The 19,921-nt window shown below is 73.8% G+C and carries 15 protein-coding genes; 3 read left to right on the top strand and 12 right to left on the bottom strand.

Annotated features, from left to right (window positions below; all coding sequences use genetic code 11):
* Positions 1 to 104: 104 nt before the first annotated feature.
* The 4 genes from PUR26_RS28905 to PUR26_RS28920 form a co-directional block, all read right to left on the bottom strand.
* Positions 105 to 1,751: a cellulase family glycosylhydrolase gene (locus PUR26_RS28905; protein WP_329876787.1), complete on the bottom strand. Its 1,647-nt coding sequence runs from the start codon at positions 1,749 to 1,751 to the stop codon at positions 105 to 107.
* Positions 1,752 to 2,144: 393 nt separating this feature from the next.
* The gene (gene manA / locus PUR26_RS28910) at positions 2,145 to 3,368 is read right to left on the bottom strand and encodes a mannose-6-phosphate isomerase, class I (protein ID WP_329876789.1); all 1,224 of its coding nucleotides are present in this window, start codon (positions 3,366 to 3,368) and stop codon (positions 2,145 to 2,147) included.
* A gap of 115 nt (positions 3,369 to 3,483) precedes the next feature.
* A complete protein-coding gene (locus tag PUR26_RS28915) occupies positions 3,484 to 4,515 on the bottom strand; it encodes an ROK family protein (protein WP_329876791.1) in 1,032 nt (343 codons plus the stop codon).
* Positions 4,516 to 4,871: 356 nt separating this feature from the next.
* A complete protein-coding gene (locus PUR26_RS28920) occupies positions 4,872 to 6,974 on the bottom strand; it encodes an ABC transporter ATP-binding protein (RefSeq protein WP_329876793.1) in 2,103 nt (700 codons plus the stop codon).
* Between the two features lie 966 nt (positions 6,975 to 7,940).
* Here PUR26_RS28920 and PUR26_RS28925 point away from each other — a divergent pair.
* Positions 7,941 to 9,254, top strand: coding sequence for a hypothetical protein (locus PUR26_RS28925; RefSeq protein ID WP_329876795.1), 1,314 nt, complete (start codon positions 7,941 to 7,943; stop codon positions 9,252 to 9,254).
* A gap of 261 nt (positions 9,255 to 9,515) precedes the next feature.
* On the opposite strand, the gene PUR26_RS28930 is transcribed toward PUR26_RS28925, so the two are convergent.
* A complete protein-coding gene (locus tag PUR26_RS28930; RefSeq protein ID WP_329876797.1) occupies positions 9,516 to 10,823 on the bottom strand; it encodes a phytase in 1,308 nt (435 codons plus the stop codon).
* A 317-nt stretch (positions 10,824 to 11,140) separates the two neighbouring features.
* On the opposite strand from PUR26_RS28930, the gene PUR26_RS28935 reads away from it, so the two are divergent.
* Positions 11,141 to 11,515 carry a DoxX family protein gene (locus PUR26_RS28935; protein ID WP_329876799.1) on the top strand — a complete coding sequence of 125 codons (375 nt, stop codon included), beginning with the start codon at positions 11,141 to 11,143 and terminating at the stop codon, positions 11,513 to 11,515.
* A 137-nt stretch (positions 11,516 to 11,652) separates the two neighbouring features.
* Positions 11,653 to 12,471, top strand: coding sequence for a VOC family protein (locus PUR26_RS28940; RefSeq protein WP_329876801.1), 819 nt, complete (start codon positions 11,653 to 11,655; stop codon positions 12,469 to 12,471).
* 164 nt (positions 12,472 to 12,635) lie between these two features.
* Here PUR26_RS28940 and PUR26_RS28945 read toward each other — a convergent pair whose 3' ends face one another.
* From PUR26_RS28945 to PUR26_RS28975, 7 genes are all read right to left on the bottom strand, one after another.
* Complete coding sequence (locus PUR26_RS28945) at positions 12,636 to 13,055, bottom strand: hypothetical protein (RefSeq protein WP_329876803.1); 420 nt, start codon at positions 13,053 to 13,055, stop codon at positions 12,636 to 12,638.
* A gap of 333 nt (positions 13,056 to 13,388) precedes the next feature.
* Positions 13,389 to 14,219 carry an amidohydrolase family protein gene (locus PUR26_RS28950; protein WP_329876805.1) on the bottom strand — a complete coding sequence of 277 codons (831 nt, stop codon included), beginning with the start codon at positions 14,217 to 14,219 and terminating at the stop codon, positions 13,389 to 13,391.
* Positions 14,216 to 15,382 (bottom strand): isocitrate/isopropylmalate dehydrogenase family protein, encoded by a 1,167-nt coding sequence (locus PUR26_RS28955; RefSeq protein WP_329876807.1) that lies wholly within the window; start codon positions 15,380 to 15,382, stop codon positions 14,216 to 14,218. Before PUR26_RS28955 ends, PUR26_RS28950 begins: the two co-directional genes overlap by 4 nt.
* 4 nt (positions 15,383 to 15,386) lie before the next feature.
* Positions 15,387 to 16,604: an acyl-CoA dehydrogenase family protein gene (locus PUR26_RS28960; protein WP_329876809.1), complete on the bottom strand. Its 1,218-nt coding sequence runs from the start codon at positions 16,602 to 16,604 to the stop codon at positions 15,387 to 15,389.
* A 124-nt stretch (positions 16,605 to 16,728) separates the two neighbouring features.
* Positions 16,729 to 17,835, bottom strand: coding sequence for an acyl-CoA dehydrogenase family protein (locus tag PUR26_RS28965; RefSeq protein WP_329876811.1), 1,107 nt, complete (start codon positions 17,833 to 17,835; stop codon positions 16,729 to 16,731).
* Complete coding sequence (locus PUR26_RS28970) at positions 17,836 to 18,810, bottom strand: hypothetical protein (protein WP_329876813.1); 975 nt, start codon at positions 18,808 to 18,810, stop codon at positions 17,836 to 17,838.
* Positions 18,807 to 19,919, bottom strand: a complete 1,113-nt coding sequence (locus PUR26_RS28975) for a zinc-dependent alcohol dehydrogenase (protein WP_329876815.1) — start codon at positions 19,917 to 19,919, stop codon at positions 18,807 to 18,809. The genes PUR26_RS28970 and PUR26_RS28975 overlap by 4 nt, the downstream gene beginning before the upstream one ends.
* Between the last annotated feature and the right edge of the window lie 2 nt (positions 19,920 to 19,921).

Below are 19,921 nucleotides of genomic sequence, written 5' to 3' on the forward strand. Positions count from 1 at the left end.
ATCGGCCGCGTACCCGGACACCGCGCGGGGCGCGCGATGGGAACGGCCTCCCACCCGACGAGGGGGGAGGCCGTTCCGGTCGTCCGCGCGGTCTCGGTGCGGGGTCAGCCCTTGGCGCAGGCGGCGCCGTTCAGGGTGAAGGCGGTGGGGGCCGTGTTGCCGGCCGGAGAGGAGCCGCTCAGGCCGAAGCTCACACTGCCGCCCGCCGGGATGGTCTCCGTCCAGGACTCGGGCCTGGCCTTGACCGCCGCGCCCTGCTGGCTCACCTTCGCGTTCCAGGCCGAGTTGACCGTCTGGCCGCTCGGGAAGGCGAAGTCCAGCTGCCAGCCCTTGACGGCCTGGTTCCCCGTGTTGCGGATGGTGATGTCGGCGTTGAAGCCTCCGCTCCACTCGCTGACACGGTAGGCCACCTGGCAGCCGCCGGCGACCGGGCCGGCGGCCGTGGTGACGGTGACCGGTGCCGAGCGCGCGGAGCGGTTGCCGGCCGCGTCGCGGGCGTAGACGGCGAAGGTGTACGAGGTGGCCGGAGTCAGGTTCGTGACCGTGGCCCCGATGGTCGACGAGGTGGTGACCTGCGTCTCCGCGGTTCCCGCCACCCGTACGACGTCGTACGCGGTCACCGCGGTGTTGTCGGTCGCGGCGGCCCAGCCGAGCCGGACGCTGCTCGACGTCACGGCGGAGGCGGTGGGGGCTCCGGGCGCGGTCGGCGCCTGGGTGTCGTCGGCGCCGCCGGCGAACACGCTCGCCTCACGGGCGGTCTGCTTGACGCCGTCGGCGCCGTTGAAGAAACGCTGTCCCCAGGGGCTCAGCCGGCCGGCGTCGAAACCGGTGGCCATGTCGAGGTACTCGACCCCGCTGCCGTTGCCGCTCCAGGACCAGCCCATGTAACCGACGCCGAGCTGCTGCGCGGTCGACATGATCGCGTCCTCGTCCGGATTTCCGTCCGAATGGGCGTCGCCGAATTCTCCCACCACCACGGGAAGCTTCTGCGAGACGAACCGATTCAGGTAGTCCCGCACTTCGGCGGCCGTGTCGTACACCCCGTACATGTGCACCGAGAAGACGGTGTTCCGGTCGGGGTCCGCGGCGAAAACTCCGGCCGCGTTGTCCCGCATGGTGAAGGACCAGTCCTGGCCCCAGTTCGGGGCGTCCGCCATCAGTGTGTGCTGGAATCCGGCGGCCCGCATCCTCTTGATGGCCTCGGTCGTGCCGGAGGTCCACGCGGCGTATCCGGTATTTCCGTACGGCTCGTTGCCGAGGTTCAGGATGACGTATTTCTCCTGGCCTTTGACGGCGTCCTGGATCTCCGTCCAGTAGTCGACAGCGCGCGACAGCGGGACCGCGGCGCCCGCCTCGCCGTAGCCGGTCGTGTCATGGGGTTCCAGGACACAGACCAGGCGGCTGGCCCGGCACTGCGCGACGATCGCCGTGACGTCGGCGGTGTCGTTCCTGGTCCACTGGTCGCCGGTGCTCAGGACCACGCGGGCCGAGTTGGCGCCGAGGGCCTTGATGTCCTTCAGGGCCTGTGGCGTGGTCGCCGTGTACCAGGTGTGCGCGTGGTTCACCCCGCGCAGGACGAAGTCCTTGCCGTTCGCGTCGAGCAGCCGGCCGTCGCTCACCCGGAACCCGGGTGCCGCCTGGGCCGATGCCGTCCGCGCGGCTTCCGCCGCCTGCGCGGAGGGGGGCGCGGTGAGTACGGCGGCGGTGACGGCCAGCAGCGCTCCCGCGGCGGTGGCCAGTTTCCTTCGCATCTGTCGTTCTCCCAACATGGACGTGAGGGGGCGGCCGCGCGGGGCGGGGCTCTCCGCCCGCCGCGGCACGCTCTGTCATATGTCGTGTCGCGTCGCCTTTCCCTTTCCCGTCACCGCGCTGTGCTGGAACGCGACCGGTGTGCTTCGGTGGCGTGCGTTCCCCGGGGAATGCGCGGAAAAGGAAAAGGGAATCCCGTGGCCGGTCATGTGAAACGGCTCCCGCCGGCCGACGGTAAGATCTCCCAGCCGTGAACTGCCGTGTGTGTGCGGCTTGCTCGGACAGGCGAAGGATCACGGCGGTTCGCCCTTGTGCGGGGCGGCTGAAGGAGAGATTAGAGGCAGCGGTACGGACAAACAACAGTTGGAACCAAACCGGTTAAGTTTAGTGCTGGTTCACCTTTCCGGGGCCACTCGGGACGGCGTCCCCGTACGGCCGGCCGCCACCGTGGCGCGGAAGACGGTCCCCCTGCCCGTGACCGTCACCGGCTCGCCGGCCGGGACGTAGACCGAGTCGCCCGGAGACAGGTCGAGTTCGCCCCCGCCGCCCGTGACGAGGACCCGTCCTTCGGTGCACACGAGGATCTGCGGCGTGAGGTCGTCGAGAGGGAAGGCCGGCCGGCGCGCGCCGGGCCGCAGTACGGACAGCCGGAAGTCGTCGACCGGAGCGGGAAAGACCTCCTCGCCGTCCTCCCGGACCGTGGGGCGCGCGATCCGCACCGGTGACGCGGAGAACCGGACCACCCGCAACAGCTCCGCCAGGTCCACGTGCTTGGGGGTCAGTCCGCAGCGCAGGACGTTGTCCGAGTCCGCCATGATCTCCACGCCGAGCCCCCGCAGATAGGCGTGCGGGACGCCGGCGCCGAGGAACAGCCCCTCGCCCGGTGCGAGCCGGACGTGACGCAGCATCAGCGCGGCCAGCAGCCCGGGGTCGCGTGGATGCGCCCGGGCGATCGAGTCGTGGACGGCGAACGCGGCCCGGTGGGGGCCGTCGCCCCGGGCTTCCCGTGCCACGGCGCGCGCCACCGCCTCCACGAGGCCGGCGCCCTGTTCCAGGAACGTGGAGAAGACCTCGCGCAGGGCCGGTTCCTCCGGTGAGGTGGCCAGGGCCGCGCGGTACGGTTCCAGCTCCTCCAGGCCCAGGGCGCCCAGCAGGCCGGCGCACTCACCCGGTGCGCGGAAGCCGCACAGCCCGTCGAACGGGGTGAGCGCGACGATCATCTCCGGCTTGTGGTTGCCGTCCCGGTAGTTGCGGTGCGGGGCGTCGAGCGGGACGCCCTCGGCGTTCTCCAGCGCGAAGCCCGCGCCGGCCTGCGCCAGGTCGGGATGGACCTGAAGGGAGAGCGGGGCGTCGGCCGCCAGCAGCTTCAGCAGGAACGGCAGCCGGGGCCCGAACCGGCGCAGCGTCACCGCCCCCAACTCCGCGGCCGGGTCGTCCCCGACGACGTGGTGGAGGGGCTGCGTGCGGCCCGCGCGTTCGACCAGGGAGGGGGCCGCGGGGTGGGCCCCCATCCACAGTTCGGCCTGCGGTGTTCCGTCGGGCTCGACGCCCATCAGCTCGGGCAGCGCCGTGGTCGATCCCCAGGCGTAGGGGCGGACGGTGTTGATGAGGCGGTCCACGCGGTGGTCCCCTTCCGGGGCCGCCCTCCGTCCCGGCGGTCGTGGCGCGGCCCCTCGGACGGCTCGGATTCTCGGATGCTTGGATGTGCGGCGGCGCGGATTGCGGACGCCCGGGTTACTGGCGGGCGGTCGTCCCGGCCATGGGGGCGGTTTCGCCGCGGGACGCGGACGACGGTTCCTCGAATGGCCGACGGGGTTCCGCCCCGGGCGCGGCGGCGCCCCGGGTCGCCGCTGCGGCGGCCGCCCCGATCAGACCCGCGTCCAGGGCGAGCCGCGCCGGCGTGATCGGCAGGTCGCGGGTGAAATCGAGCACCGCGTAGTCCGCCATGCGACGGCGCAGCGGAGTGAAGAGCGTGTCGCCCGCCTGCGCCACGCCGCCGCCGATGACCACGAGGTCGAGCTCCACCAGGGCGGCCGTCGCGGCGATCGCCGCCGCCAGCGCCCGCGCCGCCCGTTCGAAGGCCGCCTGGGCCCTGGTGTCTCCCGCGCGGGCCGCGTCGGCGACCGCCGCGGCGGTCGATGCCGCACCGGGCCGGGGGGACCACCCCGCGGCCCTCGCGTACGCGGCGATGGCCGTGCCGCTGGCCAGCCCCTCGACGCAGCCCCGTGCCCCGCACGGGCACGCCGTTCCATGGAGGTCGACCGAGATGTGTCCGATGTGGCCGGCGTTGCCCGTGCTGCCCGTGTGGACCCTGCCGCCGAGTACCAGCCCACCGCCGACGCCGGTCGACACCACCATGCACAGGGCGTTGGCCACTCCTCGCGCCGCGCCCCGCCAGTGCTCCGCAGCGGTCATGGCGACGGCGTCCCCGACCAGCACCGGGCGGGTTCCCAGGGGCATGCGGGGATGCGCCGCCACACGGGCGACCAGCGGGAAGCGGCGCCACGCGGGGATGTTGACCGGGCTCACCGTGCCGGCGACGGTGTCGACCGGGCCCGCGCTGGCGATGCCGACGCGGGACACCTCCTCCCACAGCGGGTGTGCGGCCAGCTCGTCGACGACCGCTGTCACGGCGGCCATCAGCTCCTCGGCGGAACGCAGGGCCGGAGTGGGCCGCTGGGCGCGCATCACCAGGGCGCCCGCTTCGTCGACGAGCGCCCCGGCGATCTTCGTGCCCCCGATGTCCAGTGCTCCGTACACCGTCACGTCACCACACCTTTCGTGAAGGGAAGCGGCTCCCACGCCCCGAGCGCACACTCTGACGGCATCTGACAACGTTGTCTAGTAAACCGTTTAGTTAAGGTAATGGTTTAGTAATCTACGATCCTGTGTGCGCGGTCATCGTCATGACACTGCGGACGCCGAGCCGTCCCCACGGCCGGCCCTCCGGTGGGTCGCGGCCACGGACGGGCCACGGAAGGGCCACGAAGGGCGACGGGAGGGCCACGAAGGGCGAGGGGAGGGCCAAGGAAGGCGGCGCGCGTGGCTGCCGCCCTCCCCGTCACGACGTCCCCGGACACCGCCGGTTCCGCGCCCGGTCGGCGGTCACGCCCGGTCGGCGGTCAGGCGCCCGCCGTGGGCCCGGCGTCCCCCTCTCCGGCCTCCGACGCGGTCCCCGACCCGGCTGCTCCTCCGGGGCCCGGCCCCGCCGGCGCGGCTGCCCGTCGGGTCCCGGTGTGGCTTGCGGTCGCGGCCGGCCGGAGCTGGCCGGGGACGACCGGGGCCGTACGGTGGGCCGGTTCCAGCCGGTACTGGCTCGCCTGTGCCCGGTACATGGAGGCGTACCGGCCGCCACGCGCCATGAGCTCGTCGTGCGTGCCCTCCTCGGCCAGGCGGCCCTCGTGCAGGACATGGATCCGGTCCGCGTGCTGCACGGCGGCCATCCGGTGGGTGACCAGGACCACGGCCCGCTCCGGCCCCGCCAGCGCGCGGATCTTCTCGAACGCGGCGATCTCCGCCGCCGGGTCCAGTGCCGAGGTGGGCTCGTCGACGATCAGTACACGGGCGTCGCGGTACCGGGCACGGGCCAGCCCGAGCTTCTGCCACTGGCCGCCGGACAACTCGCTGGCCCCCCGGAACATCCGCGCCAGCAGCGTGTTCATGCCGTGCGGGAGCTCCGCGATCATCCGGTCGGCGCCCGCGTACCCGGCGGCCGCCTCCATCGCGGCCTCGTCCGCCGGGCGGGCGGTGTCGCTGATCCGGATGTTCGTGCCCGCGGTCATGGGCCACCGCTCGAAGTCCTGTGTGAGCAGGCCCACCTGCGCGAAGACCTGTTGACGGTCGGCCTCGCGCAGATCGACGCCGTCCCACAGGATGCGGCCGCTGTCCGGCAGGAGCAGCCCCGCCAGCATCTTGATGAACGTCGACTTCCCCGCGCCGTTCTCCCCGACCAGCGCGGTCACTTGGCCCACCGGGACGGTGAGCGACACGTCGGCGACGGCCTGCCCTTCCCGGTCCGGATAGCCGTACGACACCTTCTCGAAGGTGATCGCCCCGGTGTCCGGCGCCACGGGCAGCCCGCCCACGGGGATGGCGCGGCGTCCCGCTTCGTCGACGAAGCGTTCGAGGTCCCGTACGTACAGGGACTCCTCGTGCAGGGCGTTGAGGTTCATCACGAGCCCGCCCAGTCCCGCGGAGCCCGAACGCACCGCGATCACCGCCGTGCCGGCCACCGCCAGATCCATGTGCCCGGCCAGGATGAGGGCGCCCAGCGCCACGTACGTCGCCACGGCCGCGACGCCCGAAAGGCCCGCCGCCAGGAACTCGGTGGCCGCCTTGTCCTTGGCGAGCCGCGACTGCTCCTCCTCGGCGCTCTCGGCCATCGTGCGGTAGTGCCCGAGGAAGAATCCGCCGACGCCGTGCACGCGGACCTCCTGCGCGGCCGTACGGGAGGTGAGCAGATTGCCCAGCAGGCGCCCGGCCCGGATGTGTTCCACCCACTGCATGGTCGACACGTACCGGCGCTGCGCCACGCGCATCGCGCCCCACCCGCGCGGGGCTGCGATCAGGAGCAGCATGGGCAGCAGCGCCGGGTGCAGGATGGTCAGCACACCACCGGCGGCGATCAGCGAGATGATGCCGTTGACCGCGGCGACGCACACGCCGACCATGCGCCGGGCCGAGGCGGCACCGAACTGGGCGATGTCGATCAGCCGACGGAACTCGCCGTCCTCGATGGCCTCCAGCTCGACCCCCGCGGACGCCTCCAGGAAGCGTTCGTTCGCGGCGCGCTCCACCTTCGGCTCCAGCCGTCCCGCCGAGGCCGTCGACAGCGAGGCCAGCACCGCGCCGGCCACCGCGATCGCGCCGCCCGCCACCAGGGCGGGAAGCGCCTCGTGGAGCCGCTCGGCGGTGCTGCCGGCGCCCAGCAGCGCCTGGAGCACCGTGTTGAGGACGATGAGCCCCAGGGCCGCGGTGATGCCCTGGCCGATCTCGGTGACCGCGACGGTGACCATCGCGCGCCGGTCGGCGCGCAGGGCGAGACGCAGGGTGCCGGAGACCATCTGGGGAACCGAGCGGAGCGCCGACAGCAGGGTCAGCTCCAGCCGTGCGTATTCATGGGTGGACCAGCCCATGTCGTAGCGCAACGGACCGCCGAAGAGGTCGTGTTCGGACGTCGAGACGGCCGGTTCGACCGGCTTGGGGCGGGTGAACAGCCGTTTCATGCGATCACCCGCAGCCGCCGGATCCCCGCCCCGGCATCCGGGGCCCCCCGCCCGCCGGTGGGCTCCCCGCCCCTTCCGGTGTCACTGCACCGGGTGGACGCTCTGTTCGATTCTTCTCGCGCTCGGGGCGAGGTCTCACCATGTCGCACCAATGCCTCCTCCGCTTCCCGTGTCGAACTGGTGACGGGGAAACGAGGCGTGGTCTGTGCGTGTAACGGGTGATCGAGGGCGAATTCTCGGACGTAAGTGCGATGGATGGCGGGTGTCGGTTCCTGATGGGCCACAGGCGTCAGGGCGCCACGTTCGAATCACCCGGGTGGGGCTGGCTCACCCGGCCGAGGGATTGCCCAGCGAGGGGTACGAGAGCTTTGTCGCACCGAGCCGTCGGTCGACCGCCGGGCCGCTCAGGTGCCTTGCCGGGCCGCCCCCGGTCACCTGTCGGCACTCGCCGGTCAGGTGCCCTGGTCGCGCCGCCCAGTGGCCCGTCGGGCGGCCCGGCACCCGTCGCCATCCGCTTCTTCACGGGCCGTGCGGGCCCCGGGCCGCACACGGTCGCCGCCGGGGCGTTCGGACTCCGGATGCTCCGTATGCTCCGGATGCTCCGGATGCGACACGAGGGTGCTCGTGCCAGACTGTTGATCGCGATGAGTCCGCGCGCTTCGACGGCGGCATCGGCGAGCGGTCGCAGCAGGTCCTCGCGGCCCGCCCGCGCGGGTGAGGGAATCGCAGGCGCACGAGACCTGCTCGACGGCTCCGCCTTCGTACGTCCGTCGTCGCGCCCCGTCCACGTACCGGCCCCGTTCGGCCACCTCCTGACCCCGTTTCCCCGCCGGTCGCGTACGCCCCCCGTCACGCCCTCCGTATCACTCGCCCCTGCCCCACGGCCCCACCTCGCCGGGCGGGCCCCGGTCGGTGAGGTGGGGCCGCGGCCTGCGGGGCCGTCCGTGGAGCGGATACGGTGCGGGGGTGGTGATCAATGGGGAGGACCCGACCGGGACGGCGCTGGTGCTGGCCGTGGCCCCGGTCGGCAAGGGCCGGCTGACCGACGCGGTGTCCGTACTGCCCGCGCTCGCGGCGGTGCCGCCGAGCGCGCTCACGGGTACGGCCGCGGCGAACCTCGTGGAGCTCGCCGACCCACTCGACCCCCAGGCGGTCCTGACGCGCCTTCGGGCCGCCGTCGCCACGCCGGGGACGCTGTCCGTCTACATCGCCGGGCAGCTCCACCTGGACCACAAGCAGCGCCTGCCGCACCTCGCGCTCGCCCGGTCGACGCCCTCCACCCTGCGCTACACGGCCCTGCCGTGGCACTGGCTGGCCGCCGAGCTCAAGCTCCGCCGGCCCGGCACGACGACCGTCGTCGTCGACCTGGTCGCGGAGGCGGAGGCCTGGCAGCAGCTCACCGCCGACCGGGCCGTGCTCGCCCTCGGATACGGGGTGCGCCTCTACGGCCGTATCGCCCCGCCTCCCGCCCGGCGCACCATGGCGGCCCCCGACTACCTCAAGGCGTGTGCTGCCCTGTGGCGCAGCGGGGCCCGCCCGCCGCTCGCCGCGCTCCACCAGCAGGCCGCCGAGCAGGCCGCGGCCCAGGCCGTGGAGCACGCGCGCACGCGCGGCGGTGCGCTGCTGCTGTCCGTGGACGCGCCGGTCGTGGTGCCGGGGCCGCTTCCGCAGCGGACCCCGACTCCGCTCGACCGCCCCGCCGCCGGGCAGGCACCTCCGGCGGCCGATCCGCACCCGGCGATCCTGGCCGCCGCGCACGCGGGCCGCCACGCCGAGGCCACCGCGGCGGCCTCGGCCTGGGAGCACGAGGCGGTCCGCGCCCACGGACCCGGCTCGCCGCAGGCGATCCACTGGCTGGAGGTGCGCGCCGACCTCGCGCGCCTCGCCCAGGACCCGGGGGGCAGCTGCGAGTTGTGGATGGCCGTGGCGCACGCGCGGCTGGAGCGGCAGCAGACCGTGGACGACCCGGACGTCGAGGGGGCCGTCGACCGCGCGCACCACCAGTGGGAGCAACTGCGGGACGCCGCCAGGGCGCGAGCCCTGGCGCCCGCCCTCATCGCCTTGCGCCGCCGGGTGCCCGGCCGCCAGCGCGGCGCGGTCCAGGCCCTTCAGCGCCGGCTGGAACGCTGGCACACCGCGGGTACGCCCGGGCGGGCGGCTGCCGTGCCCTCGCAGGCGACCGCCGTACCGTCGCGGACCACCGCGCAGGCCCCAGCCGCGCGTCCGCCCGCGCCGGTGGCGGCACCCCGCCCCGCCGTCGGGCCTCCCGCCCCGCGGTGACGCCGGGCGGCGCGGGGCGGGGCGGGAGCCGGCCGCAAGGGGTGGTGCGCCCGCTGCGTGGTGGTGGCCGGCCGGCGGGTGCCGGAGAACGCCTCGACGCCCCAGCACCGCCGAACCGGCCGTCCGCGACGCCCTGACGCCCTGACGCCGCCGAAAGGGGCGTGCGGTACGTCGCCGGGGGCCGCCGGCGACACGCTCCACCGCGGCGGAGCCGGTGAAGCCGACGGCACGCACCCGCGGGTCGGCGACCAGGGCCTGCGCTCAGTCGTCGACGGCGTCCATCACGTCGCCGAGGTCGACGAACTTGAAACCGGTGCCCTCCCGGTCGCCGTCCGCGGGAGTGTCATGTCCGTCCTGCACCACGAGCAGCCCGCGCGGGAACGCCTTGCCCAGCGGCGCGTTGAGGACGGCGGCGCCGTCGCACTCCTCGGAGCCGTCGAGCGTGGCGGTCGCGGAGGTGACCCGGAAGCCGCCCTCGTACTCGTTGGCGTCCTCGATCTCGCGGTCGTACAGCGCGAAGGTGTCGTCACCCTGGCTGGAAGCCAGCAGGTAGCCGTCGCCGTCGGCCTCGGTGAGCAGCGTCAGCCCCTCGACGTCGGCCGAGATGTGCGTGCCGCCGAAGCCGGGGTCGGCGCCGGGGGCGCACTCCTCGGTCTCCTCGTCGTACACGCCCGGCACGCCGTACTCGCGCACCTTGTCCACCAGCTGCGGCGTGCCCGAGAGGTCCGCGCGCAGGCGCCAGACGCCGATGTCCTCCTGGCCCGCGTAGAGCGTTCCGTCGGCGGGGTCGACGACCATGCCCTCCACCTGGGGCAGCTCGTCCGGTTCCGCGCAGGGCGTCCAGGAGGTGCCGTCGGGGAGCCGGAACGTCGACGGCAGGCTCAGCGTGCGGATCTTCCGGTAGCCGACCGTGCCGGTGGGGGTGGCGGTCAGCTCCAGCAGCGTGATGTCGGTGCGGTTGCGACGGCTGACCAGGGCGTACGAACGGCCCGACGTCCGATCGGTCCAGGTGGCGAGCCCGTAGGCGGTCCGCTGGTCGTTGATCTCGTCCTGGCCGGTCGAGAAGACCGGCGGCGCGGCCGGGTCGGTGACGTCGGTGAGCGGGCCGCCGGGGCGGCTCGGGTCGATGCGGTAGAACCGCAGCCGGTCGTTCCCGCGGTCGCTGGTCACCGCCAGGTCGGCCCGCCCCGAGGACAGGCGCAGGCCGTGGACGAGGTCGACGTTGTTGAAGCGTCCCGGGGCGTCGTCCGGGCCCGGGCCCGCGGGCGCGGGGACCGACTGGACCTGCCGGGCACCGAGGTCGTAGACCCGCAGACCGCCCTCCTTGGCGGTGGCGATCACCAGACTGCGCCCCGGATCGGCGTCGTTGCGCCAGATCGCGGGGTCGTCCGCGTCGGCGTTCCCGCCCGCCTCGTCGTCGTACAGCGTGGGCGTCGCGGCCCATGGTGTGACGGCGGGCAGCGGCTGCGCGGCGTGCGCGCCGGCGGGCGCGGCGGCGAGGGTCGCGAGGGCCGCGAGAGCCGTGACCGCGGAGAGGGCGGCCGAGCGGACGGGATGATGGCTGGTCACGAAGGTGCTCCTTCATGTCGGGGACATGGCGATCGCCGGGCGTGATCCTGGGTCCCCGGGATGGCTGCCCGGGGGCCGTTGTACGAGCTCCATGTGTGCGCCGTGTGAATTCGCGCTGTCGCGCCCCTCACGCCCAAGGGATACGTGGCGCTTGTTGCTTACTCGCCAGTAGCATCAAGGCTGTCATCCTCTGTGGTCCTTCCCGTCCTTCCCGTCCTTCCCGCCGTTCGTGTCCTTCGGGTCCATCGCGTCCTTCGGGTCCTTCGGGCCCTTTGTGTCCTTCCGCATCGACAGCACCGCCTCGGCAAGGAGCCCTCATGTCCTCGTCATCCCGTTCGCCTCTGCTCCTCGCCGGCCTGCTGGCCGCGGCGGGCGTCGCCCACTTCGTCTCGCCGAAGAAGTTCGACGACATCGTGCCCCGCGCGCTGCCCGGCAGCCCCAGGGCCTGGACCCAGGCGAGCGGGGCGGTCGAGCTGGCGCTCGCCGCGGGGCTGGCCGTGCCGCGCACCCGGCGGGTGGCCGCGCGGGCCACGGCTCTCTTCTTCGTCGGCGTGTTCCCCGCCAACGTCAAGATGGCCTACGACTGGCGCGAGCGCCCCGCGCGCGAGAGGGCCGTGGCCTTCGGGCGGCTGCCGCTCCAGGTGCCGCTCGTCCTGTGGGCCCGCAAGGCCGCCCGCGCGCAGGGGAAGTAGCGCGCGGGGAAGACGGGAGGAGGTCCGGGCGGCCGGGCCGGGGGTCTGCGGGCGCGGCGGCGCTCACGGGGCGGTTGTCGGTGCCCGCTGCCATGCTGGAGATCCAGGGCCGCTGACACCCACCGCAGGAGTCGCCCATGCTGACGACCGATTTCGTTCCCGGCACGCCCAACTGGATCGACCTCGGGGTCCCGGACACCGAAGCCGCCGTCGCCTTCTACTCCGCCGTGTTCGGCTGGACCTTCCGGTCGGCGGGCCCGCAGGCGGGCGGGTACGGCTTCTTCCAGCTCGACGGCAGGACGGTGGCCGCCGTCGGCCCGCTGACCGAGGCGGGCGCGAGCCCGGCCTGGACGGCGTACTTCATGGTGGCCGACGCGGACGGGACGCTGACGGCGGTGGAGCGGGCCGGCGGCACGGTCCGCGTGCCGCCGGGAGACGTCTTCACCGCCGGACGGATGGCCGCCTTCACCGATCCGACGGGTGCCGACTTCGCCGTGTGGCAGCCCAGGGACATCGGGGGCCTGGAGCGGGTCATGGAACCGGGCACCCTGTGCTGGACGGAGCTGTACACCACGGACGCGGCGGCCGCCAAGGACTTCTACCGCTCGGTGTTCCAGTGGCGGTACGAAGAGATGGGGGGCACGGGGGACGCGGGGGCGGCCGATGAGGTCTCCTACAGCGTCGTCTCCTCGCCGGGCGGCGGCCGGGGAGGGGACGCCGGACAGGGCGGCATCATGCAGTTGCACGAGGACAACCTGGCGGCCGGATCCACCTCGGAATGGCATCCCTACTTCGGCGTGACCGACTGCGACACCGCCTTCGCGCTGGCGACCCGGCACGGGGCGACCGTCATGATCCCTCCGATGGACGTCCCGGGCGTCGGCCGGCTCGCCATGGTGATGGACCCCGCCGGGGCGCAGTTCGCCCTGCTCACGGGCGACCCCGGTACGACCTGACGACGGCTGACCACGGCCGGATCGGCCGGACCGGCCGGGGAACGAGCGGTGCGGGCCGGGGCGACGCGTACGCGGCCCGGTGGGCGTCCGGTCGAGAGGGGAGCCCGCGCGGGCGGCGTGGCCGGGCGCCGTGAGGCGGCGTGCCCGGGGGAGGGCCGGCCCTCTCAGCACTTCACGGACGCCTGGGAGGCGGCGACCGCCCGGTCCAGTGCCTGGAGCTGAGGCATGATCTGCTCGGTCGCCCGCGCACCCGTGGCGTCGCCCGGCAGGATGTCCACGGCGCGGCTCAGACTGTCGAAGGCGTTCGCGAGGGCCGCAGTCGGGTGACGCACGGTCCGTGCCTCCTCCCGGACGTTGTGGAGGTCGTCGGATATGTCCTGCCGGAAGTCCCGGACGTCCAGTACACCGGCCCTCGTGCCGTCGAGGTCGGCGAGCTCGCCCGTGTGCGCCCGGAGGTCACCGAGGCTCTCGCACAGCTCATGGACGGCGATGGTCGCCTGCTCCTCGCGCGTGGGACCCGCGGCGGAGCATCCGCTCGCCGCCAGGGAGACGGCGGCGAACAGGCAGACCGGAAGGAGCGGCATGTGCCGCCCCCGGCCGGCCGAACGAGCCGCGCGGGGGCCGGAGTCGGTGGGGCGCATACGTCCATGCAAGGCCAGGGGGAGGCTGTCTGCCCCTGGACGGGACCGATCGGGTGAACGAGTGAGCGGGTGAATGTTCGAATCGGGGCCGTGGGCGGGCGTCGGCCGGCCGGGCATCCGGTCCCGTCGACCCGGCCCGCCGGCCCCGTCGGCGGGGTCCGGCTGCCGGGTCGCGACGGCAGGGCGCGTGACCGGTCCGGGCGGGTGACCGGCCAGGGCGGGCGGCCCGGGCCCGTGCCCGTGCCCGGGCCGCCCGGGCCGCCGTTCCCGTACGGGTCAGTCCACCGCCAGCAGGGACAGCAGCGTCCCGCCCATGACCATGGCCCGGTCGGCGTCGTCCAGGAACGGCAGCTCGCGCGTGAACAGCTCGACGCACTCGCGGTACGCGCAGGGCAGCCGGGTCAGGTCCGAGCCCCATGCCATCCGCTCCGGCCCGAACGCCTCCCGCACCCGGCGGATCCAGGGGTGCAGGTCCGTGAACGGATAGGGCCGCTCCGTGTGACAGGGCAGGGCCGAGACCTTCACCGCGACCCGCGGGTGCCGGGCCAGGTCCAGGGTCCCGGCCAGACCGTCGAACGCCGCCGCGCCCACCCGGTCCACGGGCAGCGCCAGATGGTCGAGGATCAGCGTCAGCCCCGGGTGCCGCCGGGCTACCCGGCCGACAGCACCCGTGAGTCCCGGCGCGTACAGCATCACCGGCAGCCCCCGGTCGGCCAGGAGCGGCCACAGCCAGTCCAGCCCGCCCCGCGCGAACTCTTCGCGCAGGGGCTCCCGGTGGAAGGTCAGCCGGACGCCCGGCATGCCCGCGCGCACCGGCCACCCGGCGACGCGGCGCGCGGTGGCGGCCCGGTCGTGGAGCGGGAGCCGGCCCATCGCCAGGAAGCGGTCGGGATGGCGGGCCACCGCCGACAGCACCAGGTCGTTGCGGTCCCCCTCCCACGAGGGCGGGACGAGGACGGCCCGGCCGACACCAGCGCCGTCCATCGCCCGCAGGACCTCCCGCGCCGTCCACGGCTCGGCGCGGTGCGCCGTGTGCGCACCGCCCGGGGGCCAGGGGCGCCCCGGCGTGCAGGCGCCCCAGATGTGCACCTGTGCGTCGACGATCACGGCCGGGCGGCCTCCAGGGCGGCGGGGAGCCGGTGCACGACCGCCGCGGTGACCTTCGACGAGGGGGCCGCCCGTCCGTCGTCCGCCAGGTCGTAGGTGAGCGTGGAGCCGTCCGCCAGGACGTCGCGCACCGCCCGGGCCACCGCGCCCCCGGCGCCGGTGAGCGCCGGGTCGCCACGCCGTTCACCGACCCAGGACAGGGCCTCCCCGGCCGCCAGCAGCGCGGCCATCGGGTTCACCCGGTCCTGGCCCGTGTGGCCGGGCGCGGAGCCGTGGATCGGTTCGAACATGGCGTGCCGGTCCCCGATGTTGCAGCCGACGGAGAGACCGAGGCCGCCCTGGAGTGCCGAGGCGAGCTCGGTGATGATGTCGCCGAACATGTTCGTGGAGACGACCACGTCGTAGCGCCCGGGGTCGCGCACCAGACGCAGGGTGAAGGCGTCGACCAGGCTGACGTCCCGCTCCACGTCCGGGTACGCGGCCGCCACTTCCTCGAACACGTCGAGGAAGAGCCGGCAGCCGTGCAGGATGTTGTCCTTCACGACGCAGGTCACCCGTCGGCGCCCGTCGGCCGGGGCGCCGTCGCGGCGCATCGCGGTCTCGAACGCGTACCGGATCACCCGCTCCGAGGCCGTGCGCGTGATGATCCGCGTGTCCGTGGCCACCTGCGCCAGGCCGCCGGGAGCGAGGACTCCGCCGGAACCGGAGTACAGGCCCTCGGTGTTCTCCCGGACCATGACCATGTCGACGGCGGACGGCTCCCAGACCTGCGCCAGCCGGCCCGAGACCCGGTGCCGCACGCCGGGGAACAGCTTCACCGGACGGACGTTGGCGTACAGGTCGAGTCCGATCCGGTTGCCGACGATGGCCGACCAGCCGGCCATGCGCCCGTCCGTCCGCAGGACGCTGCCCCGGCCGGCGGAATCGGGCAGCCCGATCGCGCCGAGCAGGATGGCGTCCGCGTCGGCGCAGCGCCGCTCGCTGCCCTCGGGCCAGTCCCGGCCGTGTTCCAGGTAGTGGGCGGCGCCGGCCGGGATCTCGTCGTACTCCAGGGGGATCGAGGCGAGTCGCGAGACCTCGTCCAGAACCTGGCGTGCCTGCACGGTGACCTCGGCTCCGATGCCGTCGCCGGGGATCACCGCCAGTCGTACAGGTGCAGTCATACGATCACTCCGTCGTTGTGGCGGGCAGGGCCGGGTCGGAGGCGAAGCCCGCCGGGGCCAGCCAGTCGAACGGCGGGTAGTACGAGCCGTCCAGCCCCATGCCGTCGGCCACCAGCTCGCGCAGCCGGTTGGTGGTGAACCCGCCGATCACGTTCATCGGCGCGTCCCGCACGTACCGCTCCACCGGGTGACCCGGCATGAGGGCGCCGGCCCCGTGGATCTGCACGGCGTGCTGCGTCACCCGCACGGCGAGCTCCGTCGCCTGGATCTTCAGCACCGCGATCAAATCCCGCGCCGAGCGGCCCTCGGCACGGTGCCAGGCGGCCCGCCGCGCCAGCAGCCGGGCCGCGTCGATCTCCGCCCGGGAGGTGGCGAGCAGCGTGTGCACCCCGTCCATGTGCCCGAGCGGATGCCCGAACGCGATGTGGGACGTGGCGTGCTCGGCCGACGCCCGCAGCGCCCGCTCCGCCGTGGCGATGGCCGCGATCGAGATGAACAGCCAGCCCCACGCCATCCCTTCGCCGAAGACCGAGTACGGCACCGGGACCACGTCCTGCGCCCTGATCGGTACGTCCTCGAAGGTGATCCCGCCCCATGGCATGGCCCGCAGGCCCATGTGCGGCATGTCGTACCGGCCCACACCGGGCTGGTGGAGATCGACGAAGGCCAGGCACCAGCCGGGCGGCCGCTCGCTGCCGTCCTCCGCCGCCAGCCGGGCCAGCACCACGGCGACGTCCGCCGTGGGGGCGTTGGTGATGCGGGACTTCTCCCCGTTGATGACATAGCCGCCGTCACGGGGCGTCACCGTGGTCCGGTAGGTGCCGGCGTCGCTGCCCGACGTGCGCTCGACCACCGCGAAGGCGCCCAGCCGCTCCCCTCCCAGCAGCCCGTCGAGGAGTTCCCGGTGCTCGACGACGTCGCCGTGGGTGGAGATGAGCTTCCCGCACAGCAGCGTCGACATCGTCGCCGACCAGTAGGTTCCCGCGCAGGCACGGGCCAGGGTCTCCATCGCGGCGGCCTGGGTCGGGCCGTTGGCCCCCAGGCCGCCGATCTCCTCGGGGTGGAACACCCGGAGGTAGCCGCTCTCGACGATCTCCTTCCAGCTCTCCTGGGGCACGAGCCCCGTCAGGTCCGCCTCGGCGGCCCGCTCGGCCACGCTCCCGAAGCGCTCGGCGAGTCTCCCGACGAGGCCGGCGTCCACGGCCTCGGACGAGTGGGTCATGTGCGTACTCCTTGGTCGTACACGTGCGGGTCGTGCCCGTGGACATGCGCGCGTACGCGCGCGGGGGGCCGCCCGCCGCGCGCACGGAGCGCGCGCGACGGACGGCCGAACGGCAAGTACGCGGTCATACGAGCGCCGAGTGGCTCGCGCCCGCCTTCCGGCGCTCCGCGGCGGCGCTCAGCTCCGTCTCCGCCACGACGGAACGCAGCGTGCCGGTCCCGGCACCCGTGTGCTCGATACGGGACGCGGCGACCAGGACCTGTTCGAGGAAGCGGCTGGGCGGCTCGCCCGCCATCCCCTGGATGCGCAGGGCCCGTTCGGCGACGGCGCGTGCGGCCTCGACGACGTACAGCTTGGCGGCGGCGGCGTCCGCGCGCGACGGACGCGCCCGGGAGTCGAGCTGCGCCGCCGCCCGGTGGACCAGCCCGGCGCTCAGCTCGTACCGCGCCCGCATGTCGGCGATGTCGGCCCGCACATGCTGGAAGCCGTCCGTGCCCCGGCCGAAGAGCCTGCCCTCCCGCGCCCCGCGCACCGAGCGCTGGATCAGATGGCGCATGATGCCCAGCCAGGGGGCCAGCAGCACACTGCGGTCCAGCGCCAGCAGCAGGGGGACGAACTCGGAGAGGGCCGCCCCCCGCGTGCCGACGAAGGCGTCGTCCGGGACGTCGCAGCCCCGCAGCAGCAGGGTGCCCTCCTCGGCGGCGACACACGTGCCCGGCAGCCCTCGCTCCACCAGACACGCGCTGAGGCCGGACGGATCGTCGGCCGCCGTGACCAGGAAGTGGTCGGCCTGGTCGGCACCGAGCAGCTGTCCCTTCCTGGCGTCGAGCCGCGAGCCGCCGTCACCGGTGCGCGCGAAGGACGCCTGGGCGGTGATGTCCATGGCGCCGCCCTGGAGTTCGAGCAGGGAGATGCCACCACTGCGCCAGCCGGCCGCCACCGCCGGCAGATACGTCTCCCGCTGCCGCGCCGTACCCAGCTGCCACAGCGGCACCGCCGTCAGCACCGCGCGGGTGATGTCGGGCAGGACGGACAGAGGTGTGGTGAGGGCGTGGCCCACGCCTTCGAGCAGCGCGGTCGTCCGGACGAAGCCCAGACCGCGCCCGCCGTGGACCTGCGGGATCAGGGCCGCGACGGCCGCGGCCGCCACCTCGCCGCACGGCAGTTCGCGGCCCTCCGCACGCAGACGCTCCAGCTCGGGATCGTCCGCGAAATCGATGTCGCCGGCCATTCAGGCACTCACCGGCACGCACCGCTGGGGGGCCTTGCTGCCGATGTAGACGGCTTCCAGGCCCGACTTGTCGAGGTACTCCATCGCCAGCGCGACCCGCTGCACGCGGGCCCGCACCGTGGCGTCGCTGACCGGGTCGTGCGGGTGGGCCTGCGCGCTGGCGCCGATCTTCAGGAACATCGGCGCGGCGATCTGGACCAGCTCGGCCACCTCGGGGAAGCGGATGAAGCCGCCCTTGTTCCCGTACACGTCGGTCGGGATGTCCAGCACGAGGCTCGGCGACATCCGCCGCATCTCCTGGAGCACGGACAGGCCCAGGTCGTGCTGGGTGGTGACACTGTCCGCGCCGTCGTCGGCGTAACCGGCGGCGGTGAAGGGGTTCGACACGATGCAGTGCGACGACGCCTTCAGCTGGAGGCCCGACGGCAGGGCGCCCTCGGCGCGCATCAGCTTCAGCATCCGGAAGACCCCCGGATCGTACGCGATCAGACCCCGGCAGCCCAGTCCGGTGAGGCGGATCGCCTCGTCGGCGATGACGGCGAGCGCGTCGTTGTTGTTGATCCGGCGGCCCTGCGACTGGCCGAACCCGCCGCGGTAGAAGGCGGCCTTGCGGTCGTACTCGGGGCGCGGGCCGAGCGCGAATACCATGCCGACCTCGCTCTCGCGGCACAGGTCGAGCATGTCCCGCACCTCGGCGTCCGAGAGCAGGAACGCCCCCAGCGTCTCGTTGAAGCGGGTGACCGGCACGCCCTCCTCGCGCAGGCCCTTCAGCGTCTGCTCCAGGATCCGGAAGGAGTTGATGACCGGTACCTCGATGCCGTACTGCCCACCGCCGTCGAACTCGCCGGTCGACGCCTCCAGCGGGATCTCGTCGCTGTAGGGAAGTCCCCGCTGCCGCAGCCAGTCGCGGCCGCGCGAAGCCCCCCGCAGCACGTCCTTGGCCTGCTGCTGCGTGTGGTCGGATGTCGTTGTCACTTTTCCCCCTTGGAGAGCTGAACCAGAACCTTCGGCCGGCGCCGTCCGCCCTCGGCGAGCGCGGCGAACGCCTTGTCTATGTCGTCGACGGGAACCACCCGGTCGATCAGGGGCTCCAGCCGGAGCGCGCCCGATTCGACCAGTTCGACCAGCCCCGCCCACTGGTCGACGCCTGAGAGCACCGCGTGCAGCACCACGTTGTTGATGACGAGCACCGCGGTGGGGAACCCGTCGACCGGCTCGTGCGGAGTGCCCAGCTGGGCGATCCGCGCGCCGGGCGTGCACAGCAGGGGCGCGAGCCTGATGGCGGCCTCCGCGCCCGACGCCTCGATGACGGCCGTGTAGTGGCCGTGCCGGGCCGCCGACGGGTCCATCGCGTGCTCCAGGCCGAGTTCGGCGGCCAGGGCACGCGGGTGGACGCCGGGGTCGAGCAGGTGCACCTCGGCGCCCCGGGCCCGGGCGATCTGGGCCGCGGCCAGGCCCAGGGTGCCGCCGCCGAGGACGGCGACCCGGTCCTCGGCGCAGATGCCGATCCGGTTGACCGCGTGCAGGGCGGCCGAGCACGGTTCGAGGAGCGTGGCCGCCCGGTCGCTGATGCCCCCGGGGATCACGGTGACCGTGTCGACCGGCACCTCCACGTACTCGGCGGCCGCGCCGGGGGCCGGCCCGAGCACCCCGATCTCGCTGCGGTCCGGACAGTGCATGGACAGCCCGCGCAGACAGATGTCACAGGTGCCGCAGGGGCGGAAGTTGTGCCCCGCCACCCGGTCGCCGACGCGTACGGTGACCGCCCCAGACGCGCCGGCCGCCCCCCCGCCCGTCCCGGACGGCTCCCCGACCGCGACGACCTGCCCGCTCCACTCGTGTCCGAACACGAACGGGAAGGACTTCTGACCGTCGTGCAGGTAGTTGCTGGAACCGTCGTAGAAGCCGAGGTCGGTCGCGCACAGGCCCAGATAGCGCACCGCGACGACGGCGTGACCCGGGCGCGCCGACGGCACCGGCAGACGGCGCGGCACCACCTTGCCGGGCGCCTCCATGAACAGCGCGGTCATCTCCGCCGTGGCCGTACCGGCCGTGGCCGTGCTCCCTGCTGCCGTGATGGACATCG

The organism is Streptomyces sp. SP18CS02 (assembly GCF_036322365.1).
GTDB lineage: Bacteria > Actinomycetota > Actinomycetes > Streptomycetales > Streptomycetaceae > Streptomyces.

What these genes read in the sequence shown, in the direction of transcription:
- PUR26_RS28905 (WP_329876787.1), bottom strand. Translation starts at nt 1,751, where the DNA reads ATGCGAAGGAAACTGGCCACCGCCGCGGGAGCGCTGCTGGCCGTCACC.
- PUR26_RS28920 (WP_329876793.1), bottom strand. Translation starts at nt 6,974, where the DNA reads ATGAAACGGCTGTTCACCCGCCCCAAGCCGGTCGAACCGGCCGTCTCG.
- PUR26_RS28935 (WP_329876799.1), top strand. Translation starts at nt 11,141, where the DNA reads ATGTCCTCGTCATCCCGTTCGCCTCTGCTCCTCGCCGGCCTGCTGGCC.
- PUR26_RS28940 (WP_329876801.1), top strand. Translation starts at nt 11,653, where the DNA reads ATGCTGACGACCGATTTCGTTCCCGGCACGCCCAACTGGATCGACCTC.
- PUR26_RS28945 (WP_329876803.1), bottom strand. Translation starts at nt 13,055, where the DNA reads ATGCCGCTCCTTCCGGTCTGCCTGTTCGCCGCCGTCTCCCTGGCGGCG.
- PUR26_RS28955 (WP_329876807.1), bottom strand. Translation starts at nt 15,382, where the DNA reads ATGACTGCACCTGTACGACTGGCGGTGATCCCCGGCGACGGCATCGGA.
- PUR26_RS28960 (WP_329876809.1), bottom strand. Translation starts at nt 16,604, where the DNA reads ATGACCCACTCGTCCGAGGCCGTGGACGCCGGCCTCGTCGGGAGACTC.
- PUR26_RS28965 (WP_329876811.1), bottom strand. Translation starts at nt 17,835, where the DNA reads ATGGCCGGCGACATCGATTTCGCGGACGATCCCGAGCTGGAGCGTCTG.
- PUR26_RS28975 (WP_329876815.1), bottom strand. Translation starts at nt 19,919, where the DNA reads ATGTCCATCACGGCAGCAGGGAGCACGGCCACGGCCGGTACGGCCACG.